Genomic DNA, 16,196 nt, shown 5'->3' on the forward strand with positions numbered 1-16,196 from the left:
CCCCGCATACAATGTAAAGAATATGGAGTGAAACACTGGCTTATGTTGTAAACTTTCCAATCCATGGGCTATTTGCGTCCTGGGACCAAAGTTGTAAAAGCATCTCTCTGAACTTTTCTGCAGCTGGACTCAGCGACGTCTCTCTGCGTTGCACGAGCCCTAACGTTCGACGAATAACGGGTTCAACCAGTGGGCGGCTGACAAGGATATGATGCTCATCTGTTGGCATTGCCAGACTGGGAACCACCGCAACGCCAAGTCCGGCTTCCACCATGCCAAGCGATGTCGACAGATGCCTGACTTCATAAAACCAGTTGGGCTTCCACTCTACGCCTTCAAACGCCTGGTCGATCAACGACCGATTACCGCTTGAACGTCTTACGCCAATGAGTCTTAAATTCACCAGATCTTCCCAAAGAACCAACGATTTTTGCGCTAACTCATGGTCACGCCGGCAGGCCAGAACGAAAGGTTCGTTCACGAGAGGGGTAAAATCGATATTAGGATGTGTGATGTTTATCATATTTATGCCGAAATCAGCATCGCCGTTTAATACTGCTTCAAGGCAGTCGCTTGCACTGTGCTCCAGGATTCGAATACGTATATTAGGATAATGGTGGTTAAAATCTCTTATGACGGAAGGAAGAAAATAAAAGGCGGCTGTAGGCAGGCAAGATAAAGTGATGACACCGCTCTGGTGTGTAGCCATTTCCTTAATGCTCAGGATCGAGCTTTCATAGAAATCGATTAAATTCTTTGCCTTAGGTAAAAACTCTCTTCCAACCGCTGTGAGTTTTACATTTCGGGTTGACCGTTCGAATAAGGTCGTTCCCAGGCTCTCTTCAAGTTTTTTAATTCTGCGTGTTAATGCGGGTTGTGAGATGTGTAGAAAATGTGATGCCCTTGTAAAGCATCCGATTTCTGCAATCTTAACAAATGCTTGTATACCTTGTAGCTCATGTTGCATGAGATTTCACTCCTGGCACACCGTGTAATGCTCACACTAACCTAACGTCTATTAATACGCAAAGCGTATTAATCATTCGTTTTTTGACATTAGAGTTATTTATCTGGTTATGAAATCCTGATGTTGTTCTAACTACCAGGCGAAATTGAGAAAACAAAATGTTAAAGATTCCTTGCGTACTGATGCGTGGTGGTACTTCCAAAGGTCCGGTTATTCTGGCCAGCGATTTACCAACAAAAATTGAGGAGCGTGATGCGGTGCTGCTTGGCCTGATGGGCGCAGGCCATGAACTCGAAATTGATGGTATTGGTGGGGGAAGCCCACAGACCAGCAAGGTGGCGATCGTGAGTCCATCAGACAGCCCTGATGCAGATGTCGACTATTTGTTTGTACAAGTTATGGTCAATGAGCGCCGTGTCGATACCACGCCAAACTGCGGAAACATGTTGTGTGCTGTAGGCCCTTTTGCGATTGAAAAAGGTCTTGTGAAAGCAAAAAACCCCGTAACGACAGTGCGTATTCGTAATCTCAACACCGGTACGCTGGTTGATGCCGAAGTGCAGACACCTGATTTTTATGTTAATTATGAAGGCGATACGCACATTGACGGCGTCCCGGGCACCGCAGCACCTGTGGGTCTAACATTCCTGAACTCGGCGGGGTGCAAGACAGGTAAATTGCTGCCTACCGGTAACGCGGTAGACCTCTTTGATGGTGTCGAAGTGACCTGCATTGATATGGCGATGCCGATGGTACTGATGGATGCCACGCAGATGGGAAAAACGGGTGGTGAAACTCCGGCAGAGCTTGAAGCGGATCGGGCATTTATGACGCGACTGGAACACATTCGCCGCCAGGCCGGTGCCGCAATGGGACTTGGCGATGTCACCGATAAAGTGATCCCCAAACCGGTTCTGCTGAGTAAACCGGGCGCGGGTGGTACGATCAGAGTACGTTACTTTATGCCGCACAACTGCCATAAATCACTGGCAATTACCGGATCGATTGGTATTTCAACGGCCACCCTTATTGAAGGCTCCGTGGCGTATAAGATTATCTCAGAACAACCCAAAACACCTTATACCAACATCGTTAATATTGAACATCCAAGCGGGAAAATTTCTGTCTCATTGCTAAAAGAGGGAAATGAGATCGAGAAAACTCGCGCGGCAGTGATTCGAACTTCCAGAAAGCTTTTTGAAGGTACTGTTTGTGTTCCGGAACATGTTCTAACAGAAGTTGTTTAAAAGTATTTCATTATTGCAACCAACAATACCCTTAGCTCCCTGGAGCTACTGTACTCTGTACCTAAAAAAATAATATTGAGGATATTATGTCTATAACTAATGCGGTAAAGAATCTGAACGGTCCGGACCCATCTAAGACCAGTACCTATATTCGTGTCATCCTTGCGCTGGCATTATCTGGATTGGCTGAATTAGCCTCGCTTTTCTTTATTCAGCCACTATTGCCGATTCTGGCTGTTGAATATGATGTACCGGTCAGTCAGGTTAGCATTATTCTCTCTGCTGAAACGGCGCTTCTGGCTATTGGACTTTTATTTACCGGCACGTTATCCGACCATTATGGCCGAAAAAAATTAATTATTGTCTCTCTGCTGTTAGGTGGTTTCCTGACCCTGCTGTGTCCGCTGGTAGAATCCTGGGCAATGCTGGTTGCTTTACGTGCAGTTATCGGGCTTGCTCTCAGCGGTATTGCCGCTGCGGCAACGGCTTATATCAGTGAAGAAGTCGCACCTGTTGTGGCAGGCGTTGTCACCGGCTATTTTGTCTTCGGTAACTCGATGGGCGGTATGTCCGGACGTATTATTGCCAGTCAGTTAATTGAACATATTTCAATAAATACCATTTTCTACGGTTTTGCTGTCAGCCTGATTGTTGTGGCGATTCTGGTAAACTTCCTGCTGCCTGCATCTAAAAAATTTACACCTACGCAAAACCTGAACGTGCTGCGTGTAGTAAAAGGTGGCGCGGCACATTTTAAAAATAAAAAACTGGCTCTGGCCTTTGTTATCAGCTTCATCATCTTTGGGGTATTTACGTCCCTTTATAATTACCTGGCCTTCTTCCTGAAGGGCGAACCGTTCCATATTTCCCCGGCTAATGCTGGACTGCTGTCATTTAGCTTCGCACTGAGTTTCTTTACCGCACCTCAGGCGGGGCGTCTGTCTGCCAAATACGGCAGCATGAACGTCCTGCGGGTGCTGTTCATCCTGATGGCGCTGGGAATGCTGCTGACACTGACGTCGAACGTTGTCACCTTTATTATTGGTTCGGTCATCTTCACCGGTTGCTTCTTTGGGTGTCACTCCATCGGCCTGAGCTGGGTCAGCAAAAACGCCGCCCAGGCACGTGGTCAGGCCGTTGCACTGTATCTGTTCTTCTACTACATGGGGGGGTCGGTTATCGGTTTTGTGAACGGTTTCATATTCCACTCCATGGGTTGGCAGGGGATGACGGCGTTCATCATCGCTTTACTTGGTGTGGGTGCCATTGTCGCAACCTATTTAGCCTCCAGCGAAAGAAAAGCGCTGGTTACCGCTGAATCTGTAAATAATTAACTCGTCGTTCACGCCGCGCCTAAGCGGCGTGAACAAAAAAGAATATGAAAGAGATAAAACAGGTTTCACTATGAAATTAGCAAGCTACTGCCATCGTGATCGTAAAAGCTACGGCATTTTTACCGATAACGGTATTATTGATCTTGGCAATAAAATTGGTCATCAATATCCAACACTGAAAGATCTCCTTCAGTGGAATGCCATTGACGTCGCCAGGCAGTATATTGACAACCACGCTGATATCATGGCTGAGGATATTACTTTCCTGCCAGTGATTGAGGCACCGGGGAAAATATTCTGCGTGGGCATGAATTATGCTGATAAGCGTAAAGAGTTCGCTGAAACTAACAGCGCACCAACCCTATTTGTGCGCTTTCCTGACTCGCAAACCGGCCATGAAACACCCGTTGTTAAACCCGCCTTATCAAACGAATTTGATTATGAAGGAGAGCTGGCCGTTATTATTGGCAAGCCGGGGAGCAATATCGATGCGAGCAACGCCCTGACTCATGTTGCCGGTTATAGTTGCTATATGGATGGTTCAGTGCGCGACTGGCAGCATGCCTGGTTTACGGCAGGTAAAAACTGGCGTCAGACGGGGGCATTCGGTCCTTATATGACAACCGTTGATGAAATTCCTGATCCGCATACTCTTTCTATCCAGACATATCTGAATGGCATGTTAGTTCAGAATGATTCTACGGCCAGTATGATCCATAAAGTCGCTGACCTGATTAGCTATATCAGTACCTTCACCACCCTCAGCGCGGGTGATGTCATTATTACAGGCTCACCTGGCGGCGTCGGGAAAAAACGAACACCTCCTCTTTTTATGCGCGAAGGCGATCGGGTCGAAGTGGTAATTGAAAATATCGGGCGCTTAACGAATACGATTGTGGAATCTCAGCCTCAGCGAGACTTGCTGGCTTCGTAATAACCGGTGGCTCGGACAACCTTGTCGAAAAAATAAAAGATATTTTCAGGAGAAATAAGATGCTTACCGACCAACCGCTAGAATTCGAAACAGTTGAAACTAGCAATGGCGCTTTAAGAGAGGAGATTGTTCTCTTTTTAAAGCGTAATGGATTGGGCATGGATGAAGATATCGAGCAGTTTGTGGTTGCACGTTGTGACCGACATCTGGTTGCCTGTGCTGGTCTTGCGGGTAATACGCTGAAATGCATTGCTGTCGAGAGGGCGTGGCGTGGGACATCCCTGGGGCTGAAAATTATCCATGAAGCGGAATTGCAGTCTATTCAGAACGGAGAACATCAACTTTTTCTCCTGACCCATCCGAAGAATGTTAAGTCATTTCAGGGAGGCGGATTTTATCCCTTGGTTACCCTCGATAACCGCGCGGCCCTTATGGAGAATACGCCAGTGGGGATCCATCGTTACTGCCGACAATTACGCAATCATCATCTGGTGATGGCCGCAAATGTGGGGGGGATTGTCATGAATGCCAATCCATTCACATTAGGTCACCAGTATCTGATTGAGCAGGCAGCAAAAGCATGTGACTGGCTGCACGTTTTTGTCGTCGAAGAGGACTTGTCCACGTTTTCCTTTCGGGAACGCTTCGCCATGGTTCAGGATGGTTCGTGTCATTTACCTAATATTACGGTTCATCCTGGGTCAAAATATATTATTTCTCGCGGGACCTTTCCAGGTTATTTTCTCAAAGAAAAGCAAATCGTTAATGAAGTGTATGCCGCCATTGATTTGATGATGTTCCGGCGCTACATCGCGCCAGCCTTAAATATTAACCAGCGTTTTGTTGGCACAGAACCATTTTGCAAAGTGACAGCACAATATAACTGCGCAATGCACCACTGGCTAGAAGATGAAATGACAATGCCAGCAGCCAGCATAAAAGTTAACGAGATTAAGAGAATGACCGATGATAATAATTTTCCGATATCTGCCTCCGCAGTCAGAAAATTATTAGACAAAGGAGACGTTCAGGCTGTTAAAAGCAGAGTGCCAACAACTACGATGCCTTATTTGTTTAAATGGCTATCACAAAATCAATCTACACAGCCAGATCCAGAACTGGCAGGTGCTTAATAAATAATTGTTCAGGAAGTTAATATGAAAATAGTCAATACGGCAATGACCGGGACGCTGGAGTCAAGTGACCTGGTTGTCAAAGTTAGTCCCTGTGAGGAAGGGTTGGATGTCACCATTAACAGTGAAGTATACAAACAATTTGGCGAACAGATTACTGCGGTTGTGAAGGAAACGCTTTCCATATTTAACATTACGCAGGGCCAAATTATCGTTGAGGACAAAGGTGCGCTGGACTGTGTTATCCGGGCAAGAATGCAGGCTGCCATCCTCCGGGGAACGGACAGTAAAGAAATTGTTTGGGAAAAATTATGATGAAAAAATTACGTCGCAGTATGCTTTTTTTGCCTGGTTCTAGTGCCGCAATGCTTTCGACAGCCTATATTTATAAACCAGATTCAATCATGTTTGATCTTGAGGATGCGGTATCGTTAAAAGAGAAAGATAGCGCCCGACTGCTGGTTTTTCATGCCCTACAGCATCCCATGTATAAAAATATTGAAACAGTCGTCAGGATTAATCCGCTAAATACCCCCTTTGGTTTAAAAGATCTTGAGGCAGCAGTACGGGCGGGTGTTGATGTTATCCGTTTGCCTAAAACGGATACGCCGGAAGATATTTATCAGCTTGAGCGTGAAATTGTCCGTATTGAAGAAAGTTGCGGTCGACCGGTCGGATCGACGCAATTAATGGCGGCAATTGAATCTGCAGTAGGCGTTATTAATGCCGTCGCTATCGCCAAATCGTCTAAACGCTTAATGGGAATTGCGCTGGCGGCGTTTGATTATGTCATGGATATGCAAACTGAACGTGGAGACGGCACTGAGCTGTTTTATGCGCGATGCGCAGTATTACATGCCGCTCGCGGAGCGGGTATTGATGCTTTTGATGTGGTTTATGCTGACATTAACGATGAAGTTGGTTTTTTAAAAGAAGTCGATTTAATTAAGCGTATGGGCTTCAACGGCAAGTCACTGATAAACCCTCGGCAAATCGATGTTTTACATAATGCATACGCCCCAACTCAGGAAGAAGTTGATTATGCAGAACGTGTAATCGCAGCAGCCGAAGAAGGTGAACGTAATGGACTTGGGGTGATTTCACTGAACGGCAAAATGATTGATGCGCCGATCATTAACCATGCCCGTGTGGTTATTGATAGAAAAAATGCCTCCGGCGTTCGTCAGTAATCTCCATTCACCCTATAGCAACAGGATTAAACGATGAGTCATTTAGCTGAAGCACTTCATAACATATCTGGTAGCAAGCATAATTATGAGCTATTTACCGGCGCCAATACGCATACCCCCTATCTCGTTGATCCCCATCAAAAATATCAACGCAAACTTTTCGACACAGTAGATGACGTTTTAGCCCGCTGCGATTTGCATGATGGTATGACCGTTTCATTTCATCACGCCTTCCGCGAGGGTGATAAAGTGATAAATTACGTTATGGCCAAACTGGCGGAAAAAGGCTTAAAAGGATTGACGCTGGCATCAAGTTCTCTGATGACCTGCAACGTGCCACTGATTGAACATATTAAAAGTGGTGTTATTACCAAAATTTATACGTCAGGCATGCGCGGTGAATTAGCCGATGCGATTTCACATGGACTGATGGAAGAACCAGTACAGATCCACTCGCATGGCGGCAGGGTCAATTTGATTGAGAAAGGTGAAATTACTATTGATGTCGCCTTTTTGGCCGTCTCCTGCTGCGATGAGTATGGCAATGCCAGCGGCAGCGGCGGCAAATCCCGGTGTGGTTCGCTGGGCTACGCAATGGTCGATGCAAAATATGCCAAAAAGGTGGTGTTGCTGACGGAAAGTATTGAACCGTTTCCCTATATGCCCGCCAGCATTATTCAGGATCAGGTTGATTACATTGTCAAAATCGACAGTGTGGGCGATCCGGCAAAAATCAGCGTAGGTGCCGCTCGCGTGACCAGCAATCCGCGTGAATTGATGATTGCGCGCTCTGCCGCCGATGTGATTGAGCATTCAGGTTATTTCCGTGATGGTTTTTCACTGCAAACGGGTTCTGGCGCCGCGTCGACGGCCTGCACGCGATTTCTGGAATCACGCATGCGCAAACAGAATATTGTTGCGAGATTTGCCTTAGGTGGCATTACCGGCAGCATTGTGGATCTGCATGAAAAAGGGCTCATCACCAAACTGTTGGACACGCAAAGTTTTGATGGTGCCGCAGGTGCTTCGCTGGCGAAAAACCCGAACCATGTTGAAATCTCAACCAGCGTTTATGCCAATCCTGCTGCTAAAGCAGCCTGCTGCGATCGCGTTGATATTGTCATTTTAAGCGCGCTGGAAATTGACACGGATTTCAATGTCAATGTACTGACCGGTTCCGATGGCGTCATGCGCGGCGCTTCCGGCGGGCATTGCGATGTTGCGGCAGCCGCGAATTTAACTATCGTGGTCGCGCCACTGATTCGCAGCCGTATTCCTACCGTCGTCAGGCACGTCACGACCCGCGTTACCCCGGGTGAAAGCATAGACGTATTGGTCACTGACCATGGTATTGCTGTGAATCCTGCCCGACCGGAAGTCAAAGAGAAGCTGATTGCCGCCGGTTTACCGGTTGTTGATATCGAGGCCCTCTACCAGAGCGCTCTGGTGATTTCTGGCGAACCCAAACCTATCGAGTTTACGTCCCGTATTGTCGGTGTTGTGCGCTATCGCGATGGTAGCGTCATTGATGTGGTAAGGCAGGTGAAAGAATGATCCGCGAAACAACAAAAGCATCATGTGCGGTCCTCACGCTTGAGGATGTCCTTAAAGCCAGAGAAGCGCGCGCAAGTCTGCAACAAGAGTGGCTGCTCGGGTTCGGGCAGTCGGTGATTTCAACAACGCTCGTCTGGCCAGGAGAGGTGAAAGATACCCCCCTGGCCCGCCAGGTGATGGCAGAGGCGAAAGAAGCCCTTAATCCGTTGCTGCAAAAGCATCGATGGGGAGTCTCCAGACACGAAATCCGTTTCCAGCCTACCGGGCCAGAGGCGTTCTGGTCCATATCAGCGCCAGCCTGGATGATAAAACATGTCACGGCGCATCTGGAAGATAACCATCCCCTCGGGCGTTTGTGGGACATTGATGTATTTTGCCCTAAATCCGGCTTAATCAAGCGCAGCGCAATACATCAGCCTATGCGCAGGTGCTTCATTTGCGATGAACCTGCCCATGTCTGCTCGCGTATGCGTCGCCATTCTCTGAATGAACTTGCGCAAGTTATTGAGGATTTAACCTATGACTACTTTAGCAGTCAACGTTAAGCAGGCTGAGCCGTCGCAGAGCATCGCCTGGCTGTCCGCTGAAGCGATGTACCGGGAGGTGAAATTAACACCTAAGCCGGGGCTGGTTGATAGCGACAATAATGGCGCACATCGTGATATGACTATCACACACTTCATGGCCAGCATTCACGCCGTCACTCCCTGGTTTCCCCGTTTTTTTGAGCAAGGGAAAGCCACAGCGAATTTGCCAGCCTCTCAAACTCTCCTGGCGATAAGGCCAACAGGGCTTGCCTGCGAACAAGCGATGTTCAAGGCTACAGGTGGCATAAATACGCATAAAGGCGGGATTTTTTCACTTGGCCTACTGTGCGCCGCTGCGGGACGTCTTTTTAAACAAAACAAAACGCTCAGTCAGAGCAATCTGTGCCGGGAAACCAGTGCGATGTGTGCGGGCCTGGTTGACAATGAACTTAGCAAAACTGGGCAGGCAAAAACCAAAGGTGAACATATTTTTCAATCGTTTGGGATGGCTGGGGCTCGTGGCGAGGTCGAGAGTGGATTTGTCACCGTCAGGCAGTACGGACTGCCGCAGTGGGAAAAATCGTTGCGGGAGGGGTTATCTGAACAGGATGCGTTACTGAAGATGCTACTGGCCTTGATGGCAACCAATCCTGATACCAATGTGGTTTTTCGGGGAGGGCTGGAAGGCCTGAAATATGTGCAGCGCTATGCAAAAAGAGTGCTCAACATAAAAAACTTGTCAGGCGAAAAGCTCAGAAAAGCGTTGATGGATATGGATAACGCACTGATTAAAAAGAATATTAGCCCTGGCGGTAGTGCGGACCTCCTTGCCGTTGGTTGGGTACTTTCGCATTATCCGGCCTGATGGGGGCACTGAATGTGGAGGGGACAACGTTATGACTACGCAACGTCTGGAACAACTGAGTGAGATGTTCACAATCATTCTGGTGCCAGGGCTGAGAGACAGTGATCAGTATCACTGGCAAAGTTGCTGGGGTCGTCGTTTTCCTTTCTGGAAGCGGATCAGCCAGCGAAACTGGCTGGAGCCTGATATCGACGCCTGGATCTGTGCAATCCGTCGCGAGTTAGTCACCTGTCATCTACCTGCGATTCTGGTTGGACACAGTTTTGGCGCGCTTGCCTCATGTCGCCTGGTTCAGACGTACAAAATGAATATCGCAGGTATTGTCATGGTTGCGCCAGCGGAGCCTTCGCTCTTCGAACTGGACGAGGCGGTACTCCCTGAGAAATTGCATACATCGAGCATCATGTTCGCAAGTCGAAACGATCCGTTAATGTCTTTTAAACGTGCGCAGTTTTGGGCCGAATGCTGGGGCGCACACGTCATTGATATCGGTGATGCTGGGCATATCAATACAGAATCCGGATTCGGGGAGTGGGAATATGGCCTCGAACAACTGGCGGAATTTGGGGAAGGCCTAAAGATCGAGAATAAAAACCAGGTTTAACAAAAATTAATTTATCTATTACATGATCACAATTCAGATAAGTCATATCTGATCCGGAGAGCATATGTTAAAAGCTTATAACAAGCATGTACATGAACGTGCGTTAAAAAATATTCCGCCTAAACCCTTAACCGCAGAGCAAACGGAAGCATTAATTACATCTCTGGTTAGCGGGAGAAGTGAGGATAAAAACACGCTTATTGAACTGCTGACGCATCGCGTACCGCCGGGAGTCGATCCTGCTGCGAAACTGAAAGCGGATTACCTTTATCAGCAAATAGAAGAAGAAAACCCAGCGAATATTATTGCACCTCAGCAGGCCATTGAGCTGCTGGGGACTATGCAGGGTGGATACAATATTCAGCCGCTTATTGATTTACTGGATAATCCGAAATGGGCCAGAAGTGCGGCGGAACAATTAAGCACTACACTTCTTATCTTTGAAAAATTTAACAATGTTGAAGATAAAGCGAAGCAAGGCAATATTTGGGCGCAAAACGTAATTCAGTCATGGGCAAATGCCGAATGGTTTCTACGCCGCCCAGAGCTACCTGAAAAAATAACGCTTAAAGTATTTAAAGTTACAGGGGAAACCAATACGGATGATTTGTCGCCAGCACCTGAGGCATGGTCACGTCCTGATATTCCTCTGCATGCGCTGTCCATGTTGAGTAATCCGCGAGATGGCGTGAACCCGGATGAACCCGGATGTCGCGGGCCAATTCAGCAACTTGAGCAACTGAAGAAGGAGGGCTACCCGCTGGTCTACGTCGGGGATGTTGTTGGCACCGGCTCTTCCCGAAAATCGGCAACTAACTCCATTTTATGGCATCTTGGTAACGACATTTCATGGGTACCGAATAAGCGAAACGGTGGATTCGTTTTTGGTGGAAATATTGCCCCTATATTTTTCAATACGCTTGAGGATTCTGGTGCGCTTCCGATAGAAATGGATGTTTCCGGACTATCAATGGGAATGCTGATTGATCTCTGGCCGTACCAGGGTGAAATTCGCGAAAATGACAGTCAACGGTATATCACCTCATTTTCATTGAAAACAGAAGTGCTGCTTGATGAAGTACGTGCCGGGGGGCGTATTCCGTTGATCATTGGCAGAAGCCTGACAGCAAGGGCGCGTGAATCGCTGGGACTTCCTCCTTCCGACGCTTTCCGGCAGACAAAGGCACCGGCACCTTCATCGGCCGGCTTTACACTGGCGCAGAAAATAGTAGGAAAAGCGTGCGGTGTTGAAGGGATCCGCCCGGGACAGTACTGTGAACCGAAAGTATCAACGGTGGGGTCTCAGGATACCACTGGAGGAATGACGCGCGATGAGCTTACCGATCTGGCCTGCCTGAGTTTTTCGGCAGATTTGGTTATGCAGTCTTTTTGCCATACCTCGGCCTACCCCAAACCGGTCGATGTGAAGCTGCATGAAACGCTGCCTGATTTTATTACCCGCCGGAACGGCATTGCACTAAAGCCGGGTGATGGCATCATCCACTCCTGGCTAAACCGTATGCTTGTCCCGGATACGGTAGGAACCGGGGCAGATTCTCATACGCGTTTCCCTTTGGGAATCTCTTTCCCGGGGGGCTCCGGTCTGGTCGCGTTTGCCGCGGCAACCGGAATTATGCCGCTTGATATGCCAGAGTCTGTGCTGGTCCGTTTTACAGGTGAGATGCAAAAAGGGATTACCTTGCGCGATCTGGTTCACGCCATTCCGTTCTTTGCCATCAAGCAAGGTCTATTGACGGTTGAGAAAAAAAACAAGATCAATATTTTCTCCGGTCGCATCCTTGAAATCGAGGGGCTCGGTATGCTGAAAGCGGAGCAGGCTTTCGAGCTGGCCGATGCATCCGCAGAACGTTCTGCTGCTGCATGCGTACTTCGCCTTGAAGAAGAAAATGTAGCGGAATATTTGCGCTCCAATGCTGCCCTGCTGCGTTGGATGATTCGTCAGGGTTACGAAAATGCAGTAACGCTTGAGCGACGCATTGCTGAAATTGAAGCCTGGCTGGCTAATCCGTCGCTTCTGGTTGCCGATAAAAACGCTGAGTACGCCGCAGTGATTGACATCGATCTGACTGAAATTACCGAACCCATCGTTTGTGCACCGAATGATCCGGATGATGCCCGTCTGCTATCCGAAGTAGCGCGTTCACCAATAGAGGAAGTGTTTATTGGATCCTGCATGACGAATATTGGCCATTTCCGCGCCGCGGGTAAAATTATTTCAGATTCCAGTGAAATTCCCGTAAGGCTCTGGCTGGCACCGCCAACAAAAATGGATGCGCAACAGCTTTCCAGCGAGGGATATTTCAATAAGTTTATTAAATCCGGTGCCAGAATTGAACCCGCCGGGTGCTCGCTGTGCATGGGGAATCAGGCGCGTGTTCGGCAAGGTAGTCATGTCGTATCCACGTCAACCCGAAATTTTCCCCATCGCCTGGGGACCGACGCTAAGGTCTTTCTGGCTTCTGCAGAACTGAGCGCTGTGGCTGCGATTGTTGGGAAAATGCCGACGGTTGAACAATATTTCTGGCATATGGATAGAATCAATGACACCCGTGATGACACTTATCGCTATTTGAACTTTGATCGATTACCAGAATATCAATCAACGGTTAATGAGACGGATGTTATTAAAAAGTTCGCCGTTAAGAATATTTAACTATTTTTTTAATTAAACAATAGTTACAGAACCTAATACAGCAGAGGCGTCTTTATCTCTGAAGCTTCTGCTGCCAACGGAATGGCTTGTCGCCGGGGTGACTCATGTTGAAATCAAAAAAGCAAAAAATAGCTCTTCTTGTTTTAATAATATTATTATTCATCATTATTCCTCCACCAGAAGGATTGACAAAGGAAGCATGGATATTGGCTGGTATTTATCTCGCATCCATTGTCGGGCTGGTGAGTAAACCTTATCCTGAACCCGTCATCATGCTTACAGCAGTGGCGTTGTCATGTATCGCGCTGGCAAACTTCAATGACTCCCCCGTAAAACCGATGGATGTCCTGAGCGGTTATTCGTCGGGAACAACATGGCTTGTTTTTAGCGCATTTACCTTAAGCGCTGCGTTTGTGACTACCGGGTTAGGGAAACGTCTGGCGTACTGGTTTATATTAAAGTTCGGAGGTACGACCCTGCGACTTGGCTATGTCACAGCGCTGTTGGACTTAATTCTGTCCCCGGCCACCCCCTCGAATACAGCGCGCGCAGGGGGAGTGGTATTTCCTATTATCAACAGCATTGCCCTGGTGTTGGGTTCAACGCCAAACGAAAGTCCGTGTAAAGCTGGGCGTTACCTTATGGTGAATGTGTACATGGTGACGAAAACTACAAGTTATATGTTCTTAACCGGGTTTGCAGGAAACGCTTTAGCACTTCAGTTAATTTCGGACATTTTTCATATCCAGATAAGTTGGGTTGGCTGGGCGCTGGCGGGCGTGCCTGTAGGGCTTTTGATGCTAGCGGTTATCCCCTGGATAGGTTACAAAATCACACGTCCTGAATTAAAGAAGTTAGACAATGTTCAAATCGCCACTGCTGGTCTGAATGAACTCGGACCGATTAGCGGAAAAGAGAAAGGTCTTGTTGTTGTGTTCATTTCCGCTTTACTGGGATGGATTTTCTCACGCTATCTGGGACTTAACGAATCCTCTGTTGCAGTGATCGCGATGGTCGGAGCCCTTGTTTTTAACATTATTTGCTGGAACGATGTTCTGCAAAATAAGGGCGGCTGGAATACCTTGATCTGGTATGGCGGTATTATTGGACTCAGCGCCACCTTGAGTAAAGAAGGCTTTTTCAAATGGCTGGCGGCCTTTATGTCTGATCACCTCGATTTCTTAGACGGGGGGAACAGTACTATTATGATGATTGTCTTCTTAAGCATAGTAGTTCGTTATCTGTTCGCTTCAGGAGGCGCTTATGTGGCAGCTATGGTTCCTGTATTTGCAACGGTAGGGCTTGTGACCGGAACGGCCCCTGTACTCCTGGCTTTAGCCATTCTGTTTTCTAACTCTTATGGTGGATGTATCACACACTATGGTGGTGCTGCCGGGCCCATTATTTTTGCTGCGGGTTACAACGATATTAAGTCATGGTGGATTGTCGGTACTATCGTTGCTTTACTGACATTTATTGTTCACATGGTGGTGGGTATTCCATGGTGGGACTTCTTAATTCAAAATAACATACTTTGATAACGCGTTTTTTGAAAAAATTATATGTAGCTCGATATAATATAACAGGATGGAACCGTTTTATATTATATCGAGTGTTTTTTTAATAAATACAATAATACGTATTCTTGAAAGAAAAAATATAGATAGATTAAAAGTTTATTCAATGATGATGTCTATGGCGGATTGGTTGAACGGCCACCGCAGAGCGCTTTATTGCCAGAGCGAAGCGTTTTTATCAGCAGTTTTTCTAAAACAGTGGCGGCGGGCTAACGACTGGGATATATCACGGCCTCAGTCCCCATACTGAACAAGATAGATCCGGATGCTCAGCTAACGCATTGGGCGGTATCTTCGCTAAGTCTGATGATAACGAATCAGTGGGTTGAGGATGGAACGGCTGAAAAAAGGCTAAACTGGCAGCGTAAAGAAGTGGCGCAACGGTGGGGCCTGGCGCGTAAGTTCGTGGGGCAATATATGCTGGATATTGATTGCGCAAGCCCACATGTGTGGCTTACGGCTCCTTTCGAGAAACCCGAATTGGTCGAGCTCTGTTCTCAAGCGGGGGATTTGCGTTGCGCCGGCAGACGTTTTTCGCGGCGAGAACGGCTACGTTGAATGCCATTCGTATCAGTTTAACGGTGGCTAAAAATCAGGTTGAGTTAAAGGTTGCTTTGGAAACCATGGCCAGGTTATTAGCTGCCCATCAAACGTCGCCATCGCTTAGGGTTAGAGTTTGGCCGATCCCTGCGGTGGTCACTATACCGTCCCCTTACTCAATGATTACAGTCTATTTACTCCGCGATTTCTGGCCGCATGGTGAATTATTGAGTCTTTTACCTTTCTTCTTAGTGTCGTATAGCGGCAGATGTCATCAAATGAATAACTGGATTGTTACTACAAATTAATAAGACTGTTATTGCAGTAACGGTATCATCTTCGGGAGGTTGGGGTATTGATTTTATCCTCAATCCAGGCATCCACTTCTCTTTCAATAAAGGATACCGCACGTTTTCCCGTTTTGACTGGGCGCGGAAATTCTCCCTGTGCTATCAGTCGGTAGATCCAAGCGCGGCGGAATCCCGTCCGATGTTCAACTTCAGCAACGCGGATAAACTTATCTGACATAAAAGGCCCCCATTACAGTTACTCATAGATGTTGAATGAAGGCGGTATAGTAAGAAACGGGAAAATCATTATTCTCAGATGAAAAAACGGGCGGTAAGCACATGGAACGTGCGAGAAGGGAAAGAATATGAAAAAGGTAAAGTCAGTCTTGTCCAGCGGAAAAGGTACATCGCTTCCGAGATAAATATGGAGCTGGGTACGTGAAGGCAGGGAACGATAGTACAGATGGCGCACTTTTTTGGTGCTGATCCAGACCATGTTTAAACGGATTTGTGCTGGATGGCGAAACTGCCTGCTGGCGGTTTTAAATAGTTAAGTCGAGATAAAGTCCGAAAAAGCATGGAATTTAGATGCAAAAAAATCCCGTTTACACGAGCTTCTTTATGCTGCATTTTATGCAGGACAAAACCAATTTTACGTTGTAATTGATTGATTTTGTATCAAATATGGCGGTGAGGGGGGGATTGACTCGCTTCGCTCGCCCTGACGGGCAGTCCGCTCACGGTGTTCGCGGTCTGTCCA

The 16,196-nt window shown here is 47.4% G+C and carries 14 protein-coding genes; 12 read left to right on the forward strand and 2 right to left on the reverse strand.

Features of this window, described 5'->3' with window-relative positions; all coding sequences use genetic code 11:
• Positions 1 to 40: 40 nt before the first annotated feature.
• A complete protein-coding gene (locus OGY35_RS17585; RefSeq protein WP_178823222.1) occupies positions 41 to 967 on the reverse strand; it encodes a LysR family transcriptional regulator in 927 nt (308 codons plus the stop codon).
• 158 nt (positions 968 to 1,125) lie between these two features.
• Between OGY35_RS17585 and OGY35_RS17590 the strand changes: the two genes are divergently transcribed.
• The 12 genes from OGY35_RS17590 to OGY35_RS17645 all read left to right on the forward strand — a co-directional run bounded on the left by OGY35_RS17590 (position 1,126) and on the right by OGY35_RS17645 (position 14,567).
• Complete coding sequence (locus OGY35_RS17590) at positions 1,126 to 2,214, forward strand: 4-oxalomesaconate tautomerase (RefSeq protein ID WP_178823224.1); 1,089 nt, start codon at positions 1,126 to 1,128, stop codon at positions 2,212 to 2,214.
• Positions 2,215 to 2,300: 86 nt separating this feature from the next.
• Positions 2,301 to 3,548 carry an MFS transporter gene (locus tag OGY35_RS17595; protein WP_286632990.1) on the forward strand — a complete coding sequence of 416 codons (1,248 nt, stop codon included), beginning with the start codon at positions 2,301 to 2,303 and terminating at the stop codon, positions 3,546 to 3,548.
• Positions 3,549 to 3,618: 70 nt separating this feature from the next.
• Positions 3,619 to 4,482, forward strand: coding sequence for a fumarylacetoacetate hydrolase family protein (locus tag OGY35_RS17600; protein ID WP_286632991.1), 864 nt, complete (start codon positions 3,619 to 3,621; stop codon positions 4,480 to 4,482).
• Positions 4,483 to 4,541: 59 nt separating this feature from the next.
• Positions 4,542 to 5,615 carry a [citrate (pro-3S)-lyase] ligase gene (citC, locus tag OGY35_RS17605; protein WP_286632992.1) on the forward strand — a complete coding sequence of 358 codons (1,074 nt, stop codon included), beginning with the start codon at positions 4,542 to 4,544 and terminating at the stop codon, positions 5,613 to 5,615.
• A gap of 24 nt (positions 5,616 to 5,639) precedes the next feature.
• Positions 5,640 to 5,930, forward strand: coding sequence for a citrate lyase acyl carrier protein (gene citD / locus OGY35_RS17610; RefSeq protein WP_178823232.1), 291 nt, complete (start codon positions 5,640 to 5,642; stop codon positions 5,928 to 5,930).
• Positions 5,930 to 6,805 (forward strand): citrate (pro-3S)-lyase subunit beta, encoded by an 876-nt coding sequence (citE, locus tag OGY35_RS17615; RefSeq protein ID WP_286633704.1) that lies wholly within the window; start codon positions 5,930 to 5,932, stop codon positions 6,803 to 6,805. Before citD ends, citE begins: the two co-directional genes overlap by 1 nt.
• Positions 6,806 to 6,838: 33 nt before the next feature.
• Positions 6,839 to 8,359, forward strand: coding sequence for a citrate lyase subunit alpha (citF, locus tag OGY35_RS17620; RefSeq protein ID WP_178823234.1), 1,521 nt, complete (start codon positions 6,839 to 6,841; stop codon positions 8,357 to 8,359).
• Positions 8,356 to 8,904: a citrate lyase holo-[acyl-carrier protein] synthase gene (gene citX, locus OGY35_RS17625; protein WP_286632993.1), complete on the forward strand. Its 549-nt coding sequence runs from the start codon at positions 8,356 to 8,358 to the stop codon at positions 8,902 to 8,904. The genes citF and citX overlap by 4 nt, the downstream gene beginning before the upstream one ends.
• Positions 8,879 to 9,751, forward strand: a complete 873-nt coding sequence (citG, locus tag OGY35_RS17630; protein ID WP_286632994.1) for a triphosphoribosyl-dephospho-CoA synthase CitG — start codon at positions 8,879 to 8,881, stop codon at positions 9,749 to 9,751. Before citX ends, citG begins: the two co-directional genes overlap by 26 nt.
• A gap of 31 nt (positions 9,752 to 9,782) precedes the next feature.
• Positions 9,783 to 10,355, forward strand: a complete 573-nt coding sequence (locus OGY35_RS17635) for an RBBP9/YdeN family alpha/beta hydrolase (RefSeq protein WP_286632995.1) — start codon at positions 9,783 to 9,785, stop codon at positions 10,353 to 10,355.
• A gap of 64 nt (positions 10,356 to 10,419) precedes the next feature.
• Positions 10,420 to 13,029 (forward strand): bifunctional aconitate hydratase 2/2-methylisocitrate dehydratase, encoded by a 2,610-nt coding sequence (locus OGY35_RS17640; RefSeq protein WP_286632996.1) that lies wholly within the window; start codon positions 10,420 to 10,422, stop codon positions 13,027 to 13,029.
• Positions 13,030 to 13,133: 104 nt separating this feature from the next.
• Positions 13,134 to 14,567, forward strand: a complete 1,434-nt coding sequence (locus tag OGY35_RS17645; RefSeq protein WP_286632997.1) for an anion permease — start codon at positions 13,134 to 13,136, stop codon at positions 14,565 to 14,567.
• 912 nt (positions 14,568 to 15,479) lie between these two features.
• Here the strand turns inward: OGY35_RS17645 and OGY35_RS17650 are convergent.
• A complete protein-coding gene (locus tag OGY35_RS17650; RefSeq protein ID WP_286632998.1) occupies positions 15,480 to 15,674 on the reverse strand; it encodes a helix-turn-helix transcriptional regulator in 195 nt (64 codons plus the stop codon).
• Between the last annotated feature and the right edge of the window lie 522 nt (positions 15,675 to 16,196).

The sequence above is a fragment of the Citrobacter sp. Ct235 genome, from assembly GCF_030332305.1.
Lineage (GTDB): Bacteria > Pseudomonadota > Gammaproteobacteria > Enterobacterales > Enterobacteriaceae > Citrobacter_A > Citrobacter_A telavivensis.